General features: G+C 62.5%; 13 protein-coding genes and 1 pseudogene. 9 read left to right on the forward strand and 5 right to left on the reverse strand.

What is annotated here, in order from left to right:
- Together CQ13_RS07410 and CQ13_RS07415 are read left to right on the forward strand one after the other, a co-directional pair.
- Nucleotides 1–264 (forward strand): annotated as a pseudogene (locus tag CQ13_RS07410) (hypothetical protein); the annotation flags it as partial.
- Between the two features lie 932 nt (nucleotides 265–1,196).
- Entirely contained in the window at nucleotides 1,197–2,240 is a 1,044-nt protein-coding gene (locus CQ13_RS07415) for an alpha/beta hydrolase (protein WP_057842351.1), read from the forward strand.
- A gap of 79 nt (nucleotides 2,241–2,319) precedes the next feature.
- Here CQ13_RS07415 and CQ13_RS07420 read toward each other — a convergent pair whose 3' ends face one another.
- Both CQ13_RS07420 and CQ13_RS45390 read right to left on the reverse strand, forming a co-directional pair.
- Entirely contained in the window at nucleotides 2,320–2,643 is a 324-nt protein-coding gene (locus tag CQ13_RS07420) for a YnfA family protein (RefSeq protein ID WP_057842352.1), read from the reverse strand.
- 60 nt (nucleotides 2,644–2,703) lie between these two features.
- Nucleotides 2,704–3,420 carry a hypothetical protein gene (locus CQ13_RS45390; RefSeq protein WP_245309072.1) on the reverse strand — a complete coding sequence of 239 codons (717 nt, stop codon included), beginning with the start codon at nucleotides 3,418–3,420 and terminating at the stop codon, nucleotides 2,704–2,706.
- 97 nt (nucleotides 3,421–3,517) lie between these two features.
- Here CQ13_RS45390 and CQ13_RS07435 point away from each other — a divergent pair, with 97 nt between their 5' ends.
- Nucleotides 3,518–3,985: a MerR family transcriptional regulator gene (locus CQ13_RS07435; protein ID WP_057842353.1), complete on the forward strand. Its 468-nt coding sequence runs from the start codon at nucleotides 3,518–3,520 to the stop codon at nucleotides 3,983–3,985.
- A 296-nt stretch (nucleotides 3,986–4,281) separates the two neighbouring features.
- Here CQ13_RS07435 and CQ13_RS07440 read toward each other — a convergent pair whose 3' ends face one another.
- Entirely contained in the window at nucleotides 4,282–4,743 is a 462-nt protein-coding gene (locus CQ13_RS07440) for a MarR family winged helix-turn-helix transcriptional regulator (protein ID WP_057842484.1), read from the reverse strand.
- A gap of 194 nt (nucleotides 4,744–4,937) precedes the next feature.
- Between CQ13_RS07440 and CQ13_RS07445 the strand changes: the two genes are divergently transcribed.
- From CQ13_RS07445 to CQ13_RS07470, 6 genes are all read left to right on the forward strand, one after another.
- Entirely contained in the window at nucleotides 4,938–6,863 is a 1,926-nt protein-coding gene (locus tag CQ13_RS07445; protein ID WP_057842354.1) for an FAD-binding monooxygenase, read from the forward strand.
- A 262-nt stretch (nucleotides 6,864–7,125) separates the two neighbouring features.
- Nucleotides 7,126–7,419 carry an acyl carrier protein gene (locus CQ13_RS07450; RefSeq protein ID WP_028346689.1) on the forward strand — a complete coding sequence of 98 codons (294 nt, stop codon included), beginning with the start codon at nucleotides 7,126–7,128 and terminating at the stop codon, nucleotides 7,417–7,419.
- A gap of 9 nt (nucleotides 7,420–7,428) precedes the next feature.
- A complete protein-coding gene (locus CQ13_RS07455) occupies nucleotides 7,429–7,902 on the forward strand; it encodes a 3-hydroxyacyl-ACP dehydratase FabZ family protein (RefSeq protein WP_057842355.1) in 474 nt (157 codons plus the stop codon).
- On the forward strand, nucleotides 7,895–9,097 hold the full coding sequence (locus CQ13_RS07460; protein ID WP_057842356.1) for a beta-ketoacyl-ACP synthase: 1,203 nt from the start codon (nucleotides 7,895–7,897) through the stop codon (nucleotides 9,095–9,097). The genes CQ13_RS07455 and CQ13_RS07460 overlap by 8 nt, the downstream gene beginning before the upstream one ends.
- An 88-nt stretch (nucleotides 9,098–9,185) precedes the next feature.
- Nucleotides 9,186–10,463 (forward strand): beta-ketoacyl-ACP synthase, encoded by a 1,278-nt coding sequence (locus tag CQ13_RS07465; protein ID WP_057842357.1) that lies wholly within the window; start codon nucleotides 9,186–9,188, stop codon nucleotides 10,461–10,463.
- A gap of 19 nt (nucleotides 10,464–10,482) precedes the next feature.
- The gene (locus tag CQ13_RS07470; protein ID WP_057842358.1) at nucleotides 10,483–11,418 is read left to right on the forward strand and encodes a lipid A biosynthesis lauroyl acyltransferase; all 936 of its coding nucleotides are present in this window, start codon (nucleotides 10,483–10,485) and stop codon (nucleotides 11,416–11,418) included.
- Nucleotides 11,419–11,758: 340 nt separating this feature from the next.
- Here the strand turns inward: CQ13_RS07470 and CQ13_RS07475 are convergent, their stop codons facing one another.
- Nucleotides 11,759–12,823, reverse strand: coding sequence for a polyamine ABC transporter substrate-binding protein (locus tag CQ13_RS07475; protein WP_245309079.1), 1,065 nt, complete (start codon nucleotides 12,821–12,823; stop codon nucleotides 11,759–11,761).
- 45 nt (nucleotides 12,824–12,868) lie between these two features.
- Nucleotides 12,869–14,041 carry an aminotransferase gene (locus CQ13_RS07480; RefSeq protein WP_057842360.1) on the reverse strand — a complete coding sequence of 391 codons (1,173 nt, stop codon included), beginning with the start codon at nucleotides 14,039–14,041 and terminating at the stop codon, nucleotides 12,869–12,871.
- Between the last annotated feature and the right edge of the window lie 6 nt (nucleotides 14,042–14,047).

Below are 14,047 nucleotides of genomic sequence, written 5' to 3' on the forward strand. Positions count from 1 at the left end.
CGGGCGGGACATGGCCAGGCCACTAGTCAAGTCAAGGGGTCGCAAACCGCGAACGATCTGTCCCGCTACGAACGGTCGCGCGACGAGGGCGACGACTTCCGTCACCGCATGCTCGCCAACATCGCAGCGCTCGCCTTTACCGTGGCCCTGACCGCGATCGGCATCTGGCTTGCCGTGAGCATCGCCGATCTCCGCAAGACCCAGGATTGCGTCCTGATGGGCCGCCGCGACTGCGCAAGGATCTCGGTGACGCCGCAGGGGTAAGCTCCTGTTTCGATGTTCAAGAGGCCGTCATACCCCGCGAAGGCGGGGTATCCAGTACGCCGCGGCTTTTCGGCTTAATCACTGCTGTCTCTGGAATACTGGGTCACCCGCCTTCGGCCTTCGCGGGTGACGACAACTGAATGCGTGTCGGCGTTCTCGCGACACAATGCGCCCGAGTTTTTGCAAATCGTTCGCCCAATAGTGAGAGGGCGCAGGGAATGCCGGGTGCTTTCCTGCACCCGCGGTCTCGTGTGCAAACGCACTTAAGAAGTGCGCACACGAGCATACAGGTACAGCCGGAGCAGCCCGGCATTCCCTGCGCAGTGGGTTTACGGCTTATGCCGCGCTCTCCCTGGAGACGAATTCCTCTTGCCTCCATCACCGACAGATTGGCGGTTCATCGAGCCCGGTCGGGTTTCGAAGAACCTCCGCCGGCTTGACACCAGCCACGGGTGCCAGGACCACACGGTTTTGCCGTACGCAGCTTCCTCTGCCAGAGACTTCAACCAGCCAAGTGCGTGCCGGCCAAAATTCTGGCGGAAGCGTTTAAGCGCCGTACGTCCTGCGCGCTGTGTTCGCTCACGGCAAAACCGCCCTGCGATCACATCCACGCGCCCGACGCTGCCGCGTCCACCGCAACCCGCCCCAACGTTCGTGACGATGGCCAACGCCCCTCTTCTTCGGGACGGGATGGCCGGAGTTGTAAGCGTGATTTGGGTTTGCTGCGAAGCGCTTTATTTTTCCGCGCACGACTGGACAGGGCAAATCAGTTTGAAACTGTTACTGAAATTCGCGCATTCGCGTAGCGCCCTTTGACCCTGATCGATCACCATCCGCCAGGCGCGTCGAGCCGGGCGAAAATTAGATGCGCGGTCGACGCAAATTGCCGTTACGTTAGGTAAGCACAAAAACAGAAAAAAACGAGGGAGGCTATGGTGAGACTTTTAATCGCGACCGCAGGCTTTGTTCTCGCAATGCTCCTTTCCATTCCGGCGCTGGCACAGACGAGGGCTCTGGTGACCGAAGAGATGATGGTCAAGGCTTCAGACCCCGGCATCGAGATATACGTCCGCAACAAGCGGCCGGCCGACATGACTACCTTCCACCCGGAGCAGACCGTGCTTTACGTTCATGGCCCGACCTATCCATCGAAGACAGCGTTCGACCTCAAGCTGGATGGCCTGTCCTGGATGGAATACATCGCCGCGCGCGGCTACGACGTGTGGCTCCTCAACCTGCGCGGCTACGGCAAGTCGACGCGTCCTCCCGAGATGGCCGACAAGCCCGAGGCCAATCCGCCCATCGTGACCGGCCAGACCGCGGTCAAAGATATCGGCACCGCCGTCGATTTCATCCTGCAGCGCCGCAACATTCCGCGCCTCAACCTGCTCGGCTGGTCCTGGGGCACGACGCTGATGGCGACCTACACCACGCAGAACGCTTCGAGGGTCGAACGTCTCGTTCTCTATGCGCCATCTTGGATCCGGCAAACGCCCTCGCTCGTTCAGACCGGCTCTGGCAAGCTCGGTGCGTACCGAATGGTCAATCGCGGTCAGGCAAAGGAGCGCTGGTACACCGGCGTGCCCGAGGACAAGAAGGCCAGCCTCATTCCCGCCGGCTGGTTCGACGCCTGGGCCGACGCGACATTCGCAACCGATCCGGTCGGCGCGGCGATGAGTCCGCCGGTCGTTCGCGCCCCGAATGGAGTCGTGCAGGACGGCGCCGAGTTCTTTGGTGCCGGAAAACCTTACTACGATCCCGCCAAGATCACGGTGCCGACATTACTGGTCGGCGCCGAATGGGACCGCGATACGCTGCCCTACATGGCGCAGACGCTGTTTCCGCTTCTGGTAAGCTCGCCCGGCAAACGCTACGTGGCGCTGGCCGAGGGCACGCACTCCATCATCATGGAGCGCAATCGCCTCAAGCTGTTCGAGGCGGTGCAGGCATTTCTGGATGAGGCGACGCGGTCGTGATAGTGCGGCCAGCATAAGCGACGCGATATGCGGGACCGCTTAGACCACGATATCGCTGCGCTCATCCGGGCTGCGCTTGCTAGCCGCGCGGCCCCCAAAGAATGACGGCGGCGCCGATCAAACATATGGAAGCGCCCGCGATGTCCCAGCGATCCGGACGCACGCTCTCGATCGCCCAGAGCCAGACAAGCGACGCGGCAATGTAGATGCCGCCATAGGCGGCGTAGGCGCGTCCCGCCGCATCCGTTTGGACGAGCGTCAACAGATACGCAAATACAATGAGGGAGAATACGCCTGGAAACAGCCACCAGATGGGCTTGCCGAGGCGCAACCAGCCCCAGAAGGCAAAGCAGCCAGCGATTTCCGCGACAGCGGCAGCAACATAAACGATAGTACTCTTCATAGGTCGAACTTCACACGGCATCCGCTGCCGCTCAAGGCAGCGGATCAGATCATCGCGGAATCAGACCCGCAGCATTCGGATAAGCGGCCTTTCGAGTAGTGGCCATAGCACTGCGACTGCCAATAACGCTGTCGCTGCCCCCATCATGACGAGCGTTGATGTGGCTGGCTTGCGAGCCGTGCGCCGCGTCTGCCGCGCGATCCAGCCCCATGCGCCGACGACCGAGAGGATGGCAAGGACGGTGACCCACACATGCATGCCGACAAACCACGCTAGCAAAGGTCCGGCACTGGCGAGAACCGTTGCCGGGAGCACAAACGGCAAGACGCAACATACGCCACAAGCAACTGCGCCAGTTGAAAGCGTCACCGCGGTGACGCCTGCAGCTTTCGAACCCGGCGGCTCCTTGGCATCCTTCACGCTGGATACCGAAGTGGCGCACGCGCATGACGATGGCGCGGGCGCGCTTGCCACAAACTGCTTGAACAAAGTGTCTGTGGCCTCGCGGTCCATTTCGGGCGCTGTGACGGTGAGGCGGATTTCGCTTCCCGTCTCGCAAAGCTCAAATGCAAGGAATGCGCAGCAGACCCGCTCATTGCGGACCATCTCATGCACGCGCTCGCGCGCATCGAGCGCATAGCTCAATTCCAATACGAGGTCGCGGCGCTCGTATTTCCGGAGCGCGTCCTTGTTCAAGGCGGCAATCCAGGCAAGCCGGTCTTCAAACTCCCTGGACGCTAGCGTGCAGGCTATGGGCCGGGCTTCAACCATCGTCATCGGCAATCTCCTTGTGCGGTTGATCGGAGCTTGCCGGACCCTACATCCTCAAGTAACTTTAGGTTCAAGCAGAAAGAAGCGACGGAAAATCAGATAGATGAGTAATCTCAAGATTGGTGCCCTCGCCAGGCAGACCGGCACGAATGCGCCGACGATCCGGTATTACGAGGAAATCGGGCTGCTTGGTTCCGTGGGCCGCCAGGCCGGCAACCAGCGCGTCTACAGCGATACCGATGTGAGGAGGCTGACGTTCATCCGGCGCTGTCGCGAGTTTGGGTTCTCCATCGATCAGGTGCGCGCTCTTGTGGCACTGGTGCAAGATCCTGCCAGCTCCTGCGTGCATGCGCGTGACCTTGCACAGGAGCATCTGATCGCCGTGCGCGCGAAGCTTACCGAATTAAAGGCATTGGAGCGCAGTATCGCGGCTTTCGTGGCCAACTGCGATGCATCCTGCGCAGGCGGCGCGGGACCCGACTGCGTGATTCTCGAAGATTTGACGAAGGGACGCACGCAAACACGCAACACTTCAGGAGGCCGGTGCTCGAAGACCAGCGCGTGTTCGTAGAGTGCAGAAGTGTCAACAAGTAGCCCGCTAGATGTAAAGACCCGGACGTCGCGGAGCCTGTCATCGCGCGCGCATTCGCGCGACCCGTTGGCTCCTCCGGGCTACGCTCGCTACGAGGGATTTGCCGGGTCCGTTCGTTCGCGATGACCGTCGCTGTTCGCAGCGCCTGCTCGCAGCGCTTCAGTTGAGCTTTCGAATATTCCTGCATGGACCGCAGTTCGTCCGGCGTCTTGTTCTTCCACGATGAACGCAATATCTAATCACTCTTCGTCGGCCCGCACTATCTCTCCTCACCTTTATTCCGGCTCCCGCAGCGGCGCCCGGCTTAGTTCGTTGCCGGCGGTAATCGCTTTGCGCAGCAGCCGCACCAACTCCGCGCCCTCCTTTTCGGTGAGGCCGCGCAGCATGGTGTGCTGGGCTGCCTCGACGGCCGGCGTGATGGCGCGCAGCGTGCGCTTTCCCGCTTCCGTAATTTGCAATTCGCGGGCGCGGCGATCGCGGGGGCTCGCTTGACGCACCAGCAAGCCCTTCTGCACCAGGCGGTCGACCACGCCGGTGATGGTCGTGCGGTCATAGGCGATGAGGCCAGCCAACGTCACCTGATCGATCCCCGGGTTCATCTTGATGGCTGCTAACGCAGCGTACTGAACGGGCGTGAGGTCGAAGCCCGCCTCCTCGACCTCGGCCAGGAACACGGCTACCGCGATTTGCTGGAAACGGCGCGCCAGATGGCCGAGCATCTCATTGTTGTCTCTCACCCAATTCTCCAAGGCAAATTCAAAGGCAGGTTCGGAATTGACAAGTATACTGATAATCAGCATGCTGATCAATATTTCCATGCGCTTTGGCCGCGGAATCTGCCGGCAGTCAAGTGACCGACGCCATAGATGAAGGGTAATCTGATCGGTCAAAATCAACTCCGATCGGCCAAGGAACGGGAGGAGCAGGTCTGATGCAGTTTCACCTGAATGGCTTCGAGCCGGGCGACCCCGAAATCGCCGACCCCGTCGAGCGGGTTGCACCCTCCGGCATGTCCGGACCGGTTCCCACGGAAGTCGATGTCCTGATCGTCGGCTGCGGACCGGCGGGCCTGACGCTGGCGGCGCAGCTTTCAGCGTTTGCCGACATCGAGACCTGCATCGTCGAGCAGAAGCCAAGCCGGCTGTTGCGCGGCCAGGCCGACGGCGTCGCCTGCCGCACCATGGAAATGTTTCACGCCTTCGGTTTCGGCGAGCGCGTGCTGAAGGAAGCCTGCTGGATCACCGAAACGACGTTCTGGAAGCCGGACGATCGCAAGCCCGAAAGCATCGTGCGCAGCGGCCGGGTTCAGGACGTCGAGGACGGGCTGTCGGAGATGCCGCACCTTATCCTGAACCAGGCGCGCGTGCATGATTGCTACCTCGATGTCATGCGCAAATCGCCGGCGAAGCTCGAGCCCTATTATTCACGGCGATTGCTGGATCTTTCGATCGCGCCGGCGGCGCAGTTCGAAGATCACGCCGTGACCGTGCGCCTCGAACGGCTCGATGCCGGGCACGAGGGCGAGGTCGAGACCATCAAAGCGCGCTATGTCGTCGGCTGCGACGGCGCGCGCAGCACGGTGCGCAAATCGATCGGGCGCGAGCTGCGCGGCGATTCCGCCAATCATGCCTGGGGCGTGATGGACGTCCTTGCCGTCACCGACTTCCCCGACATCCGCTTTAAGGTGCTGATCCAGTCGGCCCGTGATGGCAGCATCATCGTGATCCCGCGCGAAGGCGGCTATCTGGTCAGGCTCTATGTCGAACTCGCCAATCTCGACGCCGGCGAGCGGGTCACGAGCCGCAACATCACGCCGGACGATCTGATCGCGAAGGCGCGGCAGATTCTCAATCCGCATACGCTCGACGTGAAGGAGATCGCCTGGTGGTCGGTTTACGAGATTGGCCAGCGGCTTACCGACAAGTTCGACGACGTGCCGGCGGAAGAGACCGCAACGCGCCTGCCCCGCGTGTTCATTGCGGGCGATGCCTGCCACACCCACAGCCCCAAGGCCGGCCAAGGCATGAACGTCTCGATGCAGGACGCCTTCAATCTCGGCTGGAAGCTCGCTTCCGTGCTGCGAAGGCGCAGCGCGCCGCATCTCTTGCACAGCTATTCGGCGGAACGGCACGCGGTAGCGAAAGAGTTGATCGACTTCGACCGCGAATGGGCCGCGATCCTTGCGTCCGCCAAGGGTGACAACAAGGGCGCGGATGCGGCGAAAACCCAGGATTATTTCGTCCGGCACGGCCGCTATACCGCGGGAACGGCAACGCACTACCGCCCGTCCGTCATAACCGCCGAACCAAACCATCAGCATCTCGCCAAGGGCCTTGTGATCGGCACGCGCTTTCACTCCGCGCCGGTCGTGCGTCTTTCGGACGCCAAGCCGGTTCATCTCGGCCATGTCACCAAGGCAGACGGACGCTTCCGGCTTTTCGTCTTTGCCGGCGCGGGCGATCCCGCTGCCGCCATCTCCCCTGTTCGCTCGCTGTGCGATTTCCTGAGCGAGAATCCAAAATCTCCGGTGAGGAGACACACGCCCGCGGGCGCCGATATCGATTCAGTGATCGATGTCCGCGCCGTGTTCCAGCAGTCGCATGCCGAACTCGCTATCGCGACGATGCCCCCGCTCCTCCTCCCGCGCAAAGGACGCTACGGGCTCATCGACTACGAAAAAATGTTCTGCCCAGATCTCAAGGGCGGCCATGACATCTTTGCAATGCGCGGCATCGATCGCGACAAAGGCTGCACGGTCGTGGTGCGCCCGGACCAGTATGTCGCGCATGTGCTCCCGCTCGACGGCCATGCAGAGCTTGCGGCATATTTCGACGGCTTCATGCTAAGGGCCGATTGAACGTAGCCCGCCGCATGAGCCAACGGGGCGCGCATTCGCGCGACCCGTTGGCTCATCAGGGCTACACTTGCTCCCGGAACCAAAACCGGCCGTCCCTGCCCATAAATCGGTCGGCGATCCCCTCGCCTCCCTCCATTGAACTCAGCGCCCTGCTCCGATATACGGGCACTCGACTCCGGCCGAGGGAATGGGCCTTCCGGGGCCGTGCACCCGCCTCCTCCAAGCCGTTCCGGATTTTCTCCAGTATATCAAAGGCTTAATGATGTCTTCCACATTCGATCAGATCGCCAACATTATCGCGGAGACCTGCGACATCCCGCGCGACACGATCAAGCCGGAGAGCCACGCCATCGACGATCTGGGCATCGACAGCCTGGACTTCCTGGACATCGCCTTTGCCATCGACAAGGCGTTCGGGATCAAGATGCCGCTCGAAAAATGGACCCAGGAGGTCAACGACGGAAAGGCCACGACCGAGCAGTATTTCGTGCTGCAAAATCTCGCCGATCGAATCGACGAACTGGTCGCCGCCAAGAATGCAGCCCCGGGCGCCTAATCGCCCGCCATGAACCTTGATTACTTCCAACTCATCGACCGCATCGTCGATCTGAACCTCGACGAGAAGAGGATCACGGTCGAGGCGCAGGTTCCGGCGTCGCATACGATCTTCGAAGGGCATTTTCCCGGCTTTCCGATCATGCCCGGCGTGCTCCTGACCGAAGCGATGGCGCAGAGCTCCGGCTGGCTGATACTTGGCGTTCTGAAGTTCGAGCGCATGCCGTTCCTGGCCATCGTGAAGGAAGCCAAGATGCGGGGTTACGTCAGTCCCGGCCAGTTGCTGACGATCGATGCGAAGCTCGAGCACGAAGGCTCCGGCTTTGCCGTCACGAAAGCAAAAATACGCGTCGGCAAGGAGTTGAAGTGCAGCGCTGAACTCACCTTCGGCCTTGCCCCGTTCCCCGACCCGGCCTTGCGCGTGCACATGGACGCGATGGCCAACAAGATCGGCTTCCCACTGCAGGCAATCACGCATGACTGAGCCAAAATCCGCAGGCGCCAAGGAAGTCTGGATCACCGGCATCGGCATCGTCTCCTCGCTCGGCGAGGGGCTGGACGCGCATTGGGATGCGCTCAGCGCCGGCAAGATCAACATCGATGAGAAGCGGTTTGCGCCCTACATCGTGCATCCGCTGGCGCCTGTTACCTTCGACGCGCAGATTCCGAAAAAGGGCGACCAGCGCCAGATGGAAGCGTGGCAGCGCATCGGCACCTATGCCGCCGGGCTGGCGCTGGATTCGGCTGGCCTCAAAGGCAACAAGGAAATCCTCGGCCGCATGGACATGATCGTCGCCGCCGGCGGTGGCGAGCGCGACATCGCAGTCGACGCGGCAATCCTGAGCGCCGACGCCAGGGGCAACTCGAGCCCCGGCTTTCTCAACGAACGGCTGATGAACGATCTGCGGCCGACGCTGTTTCTGGCCCAGCTCTCCAACCTGCTTGCCGGCAACATCGCCATCGTCCATGGCGTCTGCGGCACGTCGCGCACCTTCATGGGCGAGGAAGCCGCCAGCATCGACGCGGCACGGATTGCGCTGGCGCGGATCGAAGCCGGCCAAAGCGACATCGCGCTGGTCGGCGCGGCCCATAATGGCGAACGGTCCGACTTGCTGGTCCTCTATGAATTCGGCGACTTCAACCTGACAGAGAAGTTTTCGCCGGTGTGGCAACGCGAGGACAGAAGCGGCTTCGCGCTCGGCTCCGCCGGCTGTTTCCTGGTGCTGGAAGCGCGCGAGCACGCCGAAGCCCGCGGCGCCAAGCCTTACGCCAAACTGACCAAGGTCGTCGCCGACCTTGCGCAGCGCAAGCAGCCGGGCGCGGTGACCAAATCGCTGGAGGCGCTGTGGCCCAAGCTCGGCATCGTCGACGACAGCGGCACCCTGATCACGGGCGCAACCGGCGTCGAGCCGGTGACGTCGGACGAAAAGGCCTTCTTGCGCCAGCATCCCGGCTTTGCGGTGCGCGCCACCGGCACGATCTTCGGTCACACGCTGGAGACGCAGTTTCCGCTGGGGCTGGCGCTTGCCGCACTCTCGATCTCCCGTGGCGCGCTGTTCCCGCCCAACGACCCGACCGGCCTCGAGGTTGAAAAGGCAGGCAGCCCGGACCAGATTGTCGTGGTGGGGGCCGGTCACTGGCAGGGCGAAGGCATGGCCCTGGTCGAGGCCATCAAGTAGAGCGTGGCCGAAAGACCGCTTTCGGCAGCGCCAGAGCAAGCAATGAGCGCAAGCGCACTTTCAGTTACGGCGCAACATCGGGGGAACCATGTCAGCACCACGCGATAAACTCGGCAGGCCGATCGTCGTCGTCACCGGCATGGGCGTGGTGACGTCGCTCGGCGCCGGCAAGCAGGACAATTGGGCAAAGCTGACCGCGGGTGAATCCGGTATCCGCACCGTGACGCGCTTTCCGATCGACGGCCTGAAAACGACCATGGCCGGCACCGTCGATTTCGTCACCGTCGATCCGTTCTCGTCGACCGGCCTCACCGAACGTCTCGCCGAGATGGCGACCGGGGAAGCACTCGAACAGGCGGCGATCGGCGCCAGGGCCGACTTTCCCGGACCGCTGTTTCTGGCAGTTGCACCGGTCGAGGTCGAATGGCCGCAGCGGCTCGAACTCGGACGCGCGGTCGGCAGGACCGAATTCGGCTACGAGGATATGCTGCGCGTCAGCGGCGGCGGCCGGTTCACAGCCTACCATCGCCGCTTCATGTTCGGTTCGATAGCGAGTCACCTGGCCGAAACGTTTGGCACCAAGGGATCGCCGATCTCGCTCTCCACCGCCTGCGCCTCCGGCGCCACCGCGATCCAGCTCGGCGTCGAGGCGATCCGCCGCGGCGAGGCCGATGCCGCGCTGTGCGTCGGCACCGACGGCTCGGTGAACCCGGAAGCGATGGTGCGATTCTCGCTGTTGTCGGCGCTATCGACGCAGAACGATCCGCCGCAGGCCGCCTCAAGGCCGTTCTCCAAGAACCGCGATGGTTTTGTGATGGCCGAAGGCGCCGGCGCGATGGTGCTGGAAAGCTACGAGTCTGCAATCGCGCGCGGCGCCAAAATTCTCGGCGTGGTGGCCGGCTGCGGCGAGCTGACCGACTCGTTCCACCGCACCCGCTCGAGCCCGGACGGCAAGCCGATCATCGGCTGCATGCGCAAGACGCTGGCCGATGCCGGCCTCGAGCCGGAGCAGATCGACCACATCAACGCGCACGGCACCGCGACGCCGGAAAACGACAAGATGGAGTACAACACGACCGCGGTCGTGTTCGGCGAGCATCTGCCGAAGATTCCGGTGTCCTCGAACAAGTCGATGGTCGGGCATACGATTTCCGCGGCCGGCGCGGTCGAAGCCGTGTTCTCGCTGCTGACGCTGGAGCATCAGCGGATACCGCCGACCATCAATTACGAGATTCCGGACCCGGCCATCCTGTTCGACGTGGTCGGCAACAAGGCGCGCGACGCCAAGGTCACCGCCGTGATGTCGAATTCGTTCGGTTTCGGCGGGCAAAACGCCTCGCTGATCCTGACGCGCGAACCGGTGTAGCGAGCTGGCTATTTCTTAAATGAACCGCCTGCTCCTACGCACCAAGGCGCGCCTGCGCGACGCCGCCAAGCCCGTGGCGGAAATAGCCGTCGGCGCGCTGACGATCGCGCTGTTGCGCACCACGCGCTACTTCGATCCGGACAAGACCGCCGATTTCTTCGGCCGCGTCACCCGCTTCATCGGGCGCAGGCTGCGCGAGGACCGCATCGGCCGCGAGAATCTCAAGGCCGCCTTCCCCGAGAAGTCGGCCGAAGAGATCGAAACCATCCTGGCCGGCGTCTGGGACAATCTCGGCCGCATCGGCGCCGAGTTCGCCCATCTCGATCACATCTGGGATTACGACCTCGATCATCCTGACAAGCCGAGCCGCATCGAGTTTCCCCCACGGACCAAGGAAATCTTCGATTCTTTGCGCGACGACGGGAGGCCTGCGATCATCTTCGCGAGCCATCTCGGCAATTGGGAAATCCCGGCGCTCGGCGCCGTCGCGCACGGGCTCGATTGCGCTATCCTGTTCCGCCGGCCGAACATCGAGGCCGCCGACCGCGCCATCGAAAGAATCCGCGCCGTCAAGATGGGCACGCTGGTGCCGGCGGGCCGCGAGGCGCCGCTCAAGCTGGCCGAAGCGCTGCAAAGGGGTCAGCATGTCGCGATGCTGGTCGATCAGTATCTCGGCAACGGCGTCGAGGTGACGTTCTTCGGTCGCAAGACCAAGGCCAACCCGACGCTGGCGCGGCTGTTGCGGCAGGTCGAATGCCCCGTGCATGGCGTGCGCATCATCCGCCTGCCCAACCACCGCTTCCGCGCCGAACTATCCGAAGAGGTCAAACCGGTGCGCGACGCGTCGGGCCAGATCGACATCCAGGGCACGATGCAGGCGGTGACGTCCGTGGTCGAAGGCTGGGTGCGGGAATACCCGGACCAGTGGCTGTGGCTGCACAGACGATGGCGGTAAGTCCGCAACCGTCTCTCCCTGTCATTGCGAGCCACCCGGTCGGCGCGAAGCGCCGCCGGATGACAGGCTCCGCGAAGCAATCCATTGTCACCTCATACGCGGAAAGATGGATTGCTTCGCTTCCCTCGCAATGACGGCGCGAGCCTTCCTTAGCCGCCGAACAGTAAGCCAAGACTCCACGCCTTCATCGCAACGGTCGATGCCAGGACGAAGATGATCTGTAGCAGTGTGCGCGTTGAAAAGAACGTGAAGATGTTGGTCATGTGATGCTCCCGGAGGGGAGCTATAGATTCTGCGTCGAGTTTCGGCAACAGGAGTTTGTTGGAGCGGAGCCCATGCATCACCTCCCCGTCTTCACCCTCGTCCAGAGGCGGTTGATGATGCGCTGCGTCGCCGGATCGCGGGCTTGGATGACGAACAGCTTCTTCTGCATCGCCTCGTCCGGATAGATGTTCTTGTCGTTGAGGATTTTCGGATCGATCAGCTTCTGGCTCGCCAGGTTGCCGTTGGCGTAGGACAGGAAGTTGGAATTTTTCGCGGCGACGTCCGGACGGTAGAGGTAGTTGATCAGCTCGTAGGCTTCCGCGACGTTCTTCGCATCCGCGGGGATCGCGAGATTGTCGAAGAACATCTGCGCGCCCTCTTTCGGGATGGTGTAGCCGATCTCGACGCCGTTCTTGGCTTCCGCCGCGCGGCTGCGCGCCTGCATGATGTCGCCCGACCAGCCCACCACGAAGCAGATTTCGCCGGAGGCGAGCGCGCCCAGATATTCGGAAGAGTGAAACTTCCGGACGTTGGGCCTGATCTTGCTGACGAGATCGGCGGCCCTTTCCAGATCGGCCTGCTTGGTGGAGTTCGGATCGATGCCGAGATAACTCAGCGCCGCCGGCAGAATGTCATCGGCAGAGTCCAGCATATGGATGCCGCAGTCTTTGAACTTCGCGAGGTTCTCCGGCTTGAAGACGATATCCCAACTGTCGATCTTGGCGTCGGGCCCGAGAATCTTCGCGACCGTCTTGACGTTGTAGCCGATGCCCGTGGTGCCCCACATGTAGTTGGCGGCGTAATTGTTGCCGGGATCATAGGTCGCAAGCTGGCCAGTCACCACCGGCCAGGCATTGGCGAGATTGGGCAGCTTCGACTTGTCGAGCTTGAGGAAGACTTTTGCGGTGATCTGGCGCTGCAGGAAATAGCCGGTCGGCACCACGACGTCATAGCCGGACTTTCCGGCCAGGAGGCGCGTCTCCAGCGTCTCGTTGGCGTCGAACGTGTCGTAGACCACCTTGATGCCGGTTTCCTTGGTGAAGTCCTCCAGCACCCCCGGCGCCATGTAGTTCGACCAGTTGTAGAAGTTCACGGTGCGCTCCTGCGCCCAGGCGGGCGAGAGCGACAGCGCGACCGTCATCACACCGATCAGGCAAAGCGGGCCTCGGATTGGATGGCGCATCCTCTACCTCTTGCGACGGCCGTGCACCGCGTCCGACAGGCGTTCCAGCGCGGCATCCAGCGTTTCGTCCTTCTTGGAAAAACAGAACCGCACCACGGACGTCACCGCATCCTGTTCATAGAAAGCCGACACCGGGATCGCGGCGACCTTGTAGTCGCTCACAATGCGCCTGCAGAACTCGACGTCGGTCTCATTCAAGCCCAGCGGCGACAGGTCGACGGTGAGAAAATACGTGCCCTGCGACTTCAGCACGGGAAAGCCGATGCTCTCCAGTCCCTTCGTCAACCGGTCCCTGCTCCGCGCCAGCTCCTTGCGCATGTCGTAAAAATATTCGTCGGGCTTGCCGAGGCCATAGGCCACCGCCGCCTGCAGGTTTGGCGCGGTGGTGAAGGTCAGGAACTGGTGCACTTTGGCCGCCACCCGCAACAGCGGCGGCGCGGCGCAGACGAAGCCGACCTTCCATCCCGTCAGCGAAAAGATCTTGCCGGCACTGCCGACCTTGATAGTGCGGTCGCGCATGCCCGGGATCGTGATCAGCGGGATATGCTCGCGGCCGTCGAAGACGACGTGCTCCCAGACCTCGTCACAAATCGCGATGGTGTCGAACTTCTGGCAGAAGCGCGCCAGTAGTTCGAGGTCTTCGCGGGGATAGACGACGGCTGCCGGATTGAGCGGATTGTTGAATAGCACCGCCTTGGTCTTGGGATTGAAGACGCTGGCCAGCATCTCTTCCGTCAGCCGCCAGCCCGGCGGCTCGAGCCGCAGCAAGCGTGGAATACCGCCGGCCTGGCGGATGATCGGCAAATAGCTGTCATAGACCGGCTGGAACACGACGACCTCATCGCCGGGTTCGACCACGGCGAGAATGGACGCGGTCAGCGCCTCGGTGCCGCCCGAGGTCACCATCACTTCCGTCATCGGATCAAGCGAGAGCTTGTGCCAGCGGCCGTAATGAGCCGCGATGGCCTGCCGGAGTTCCGGAATGCCCATCATCGACGGGTACTGGTTATAGCCGTTCACGGTGGCGTCGGCTGCCGCGCGGCGGATGTCTTCCGGCCCGGGATCGTCGGGAAAGCCCTGGCCGAGATTGATGGCGTTGTTGTCGCGCGCCGCCTGCGACATCGCCTCGAAGACAGTGACGGGAAGGTCGGCAAAGACCTTGTTCATGGAGGTCATTGGCAG

Source organism: Bradyrhizobium retamae (genome assembly GCF_001440415.1).
GTDB classification, from domain to species: domain Bacteria; phylum Pseudomonadota; class Alphaproteobacteria; order Rhizobiales; family Xanthobacteraceae; genus Bradyrhizobium; species Bradyrhizobium retamae.

Coding starts and splice junctions, on each gene's coding strand:
- CQ13_RS07415 (WP_057842351.1), top strand. CDS start 1,197: ATGGTGAGACTTTTAATCGCGACCGCAGGCTTTGTTCTCGCAATGCTC.
- CQ13_RS07420 (WP_057842352.1), bottom strand. CDS start 2,643: ATGAAGAGTACTATCGTTTATGTTGCTGCCGCTGTCGCGGAAATCGCT.
- CQ13_RS45390 (WP_245309072.1), bottom strand. CDS start 3,420: ATGACGATGGTTGAAGCCCGGCCCATAGCCTGCACGCTAGCGTCCAGG.
- CQ13_RS07435 (WP_057842353.1), top strand. CDS start 3,518: ATGAGTAATCTCAAGATTGGTGCCCTCGCCAGGCAGACCGGCACGAAT.
- CQ13_RS07445 (WP_057842354.1), top strand. CDS start 4,938: ATGCAGTTTCACCTGAATGGCTTCGAGCCGGGCGACCCCGAAATCGCC.
- CQ13_RS07450 (WP_028346689.1), top strand. CDS start 7,126: ATGTCTTCCACATTCGATCAGATCGCCAACATTATCGCGGAGACCTGC.
- CQ13_RS07455 (WP_057842355.1), top strand. CDS start 7,429: ATGAACCTTGATTACTTCCAACTCATCGACCGCATCGTCGATCTGAAC.
- CQ13_RS07460 (WP_057842356.1), top strand. CDS start 7,895: ATGACTGAGCCAAAATCCGCAGGCGCCAAGGAAGTCTGGATCACCGGC.
- CQ13_RS07465 (WP_057842357.1), top strand. CDS start 9,186: ATGTCAGCACCACGCGATAAACTCGGCAGGCCGATCGTCGTCGTCACC.
- CQ13_RS07470 (WP_057842358.1), top strand. CDS start 10,483: ATGAACCGCCTGCTCCTACGCACCAAGGCGCGCCTGCGCGACGCCGCC.
- CQ13_RS07475 (WP_245309079.1), bottom strand. CDS start 12,823: ATGACGGTCGCGCTGTCGCTCTCGCCCGCCTGGGCGCAGGAGCGCACC.
- CQ13_RS07480 (WP_057842360.1), bottom strand. CDS start 14,041: ATGACCTCCATGAACAAGGTCTTTGCCGACCTTCCCGTCACTGTCTTC.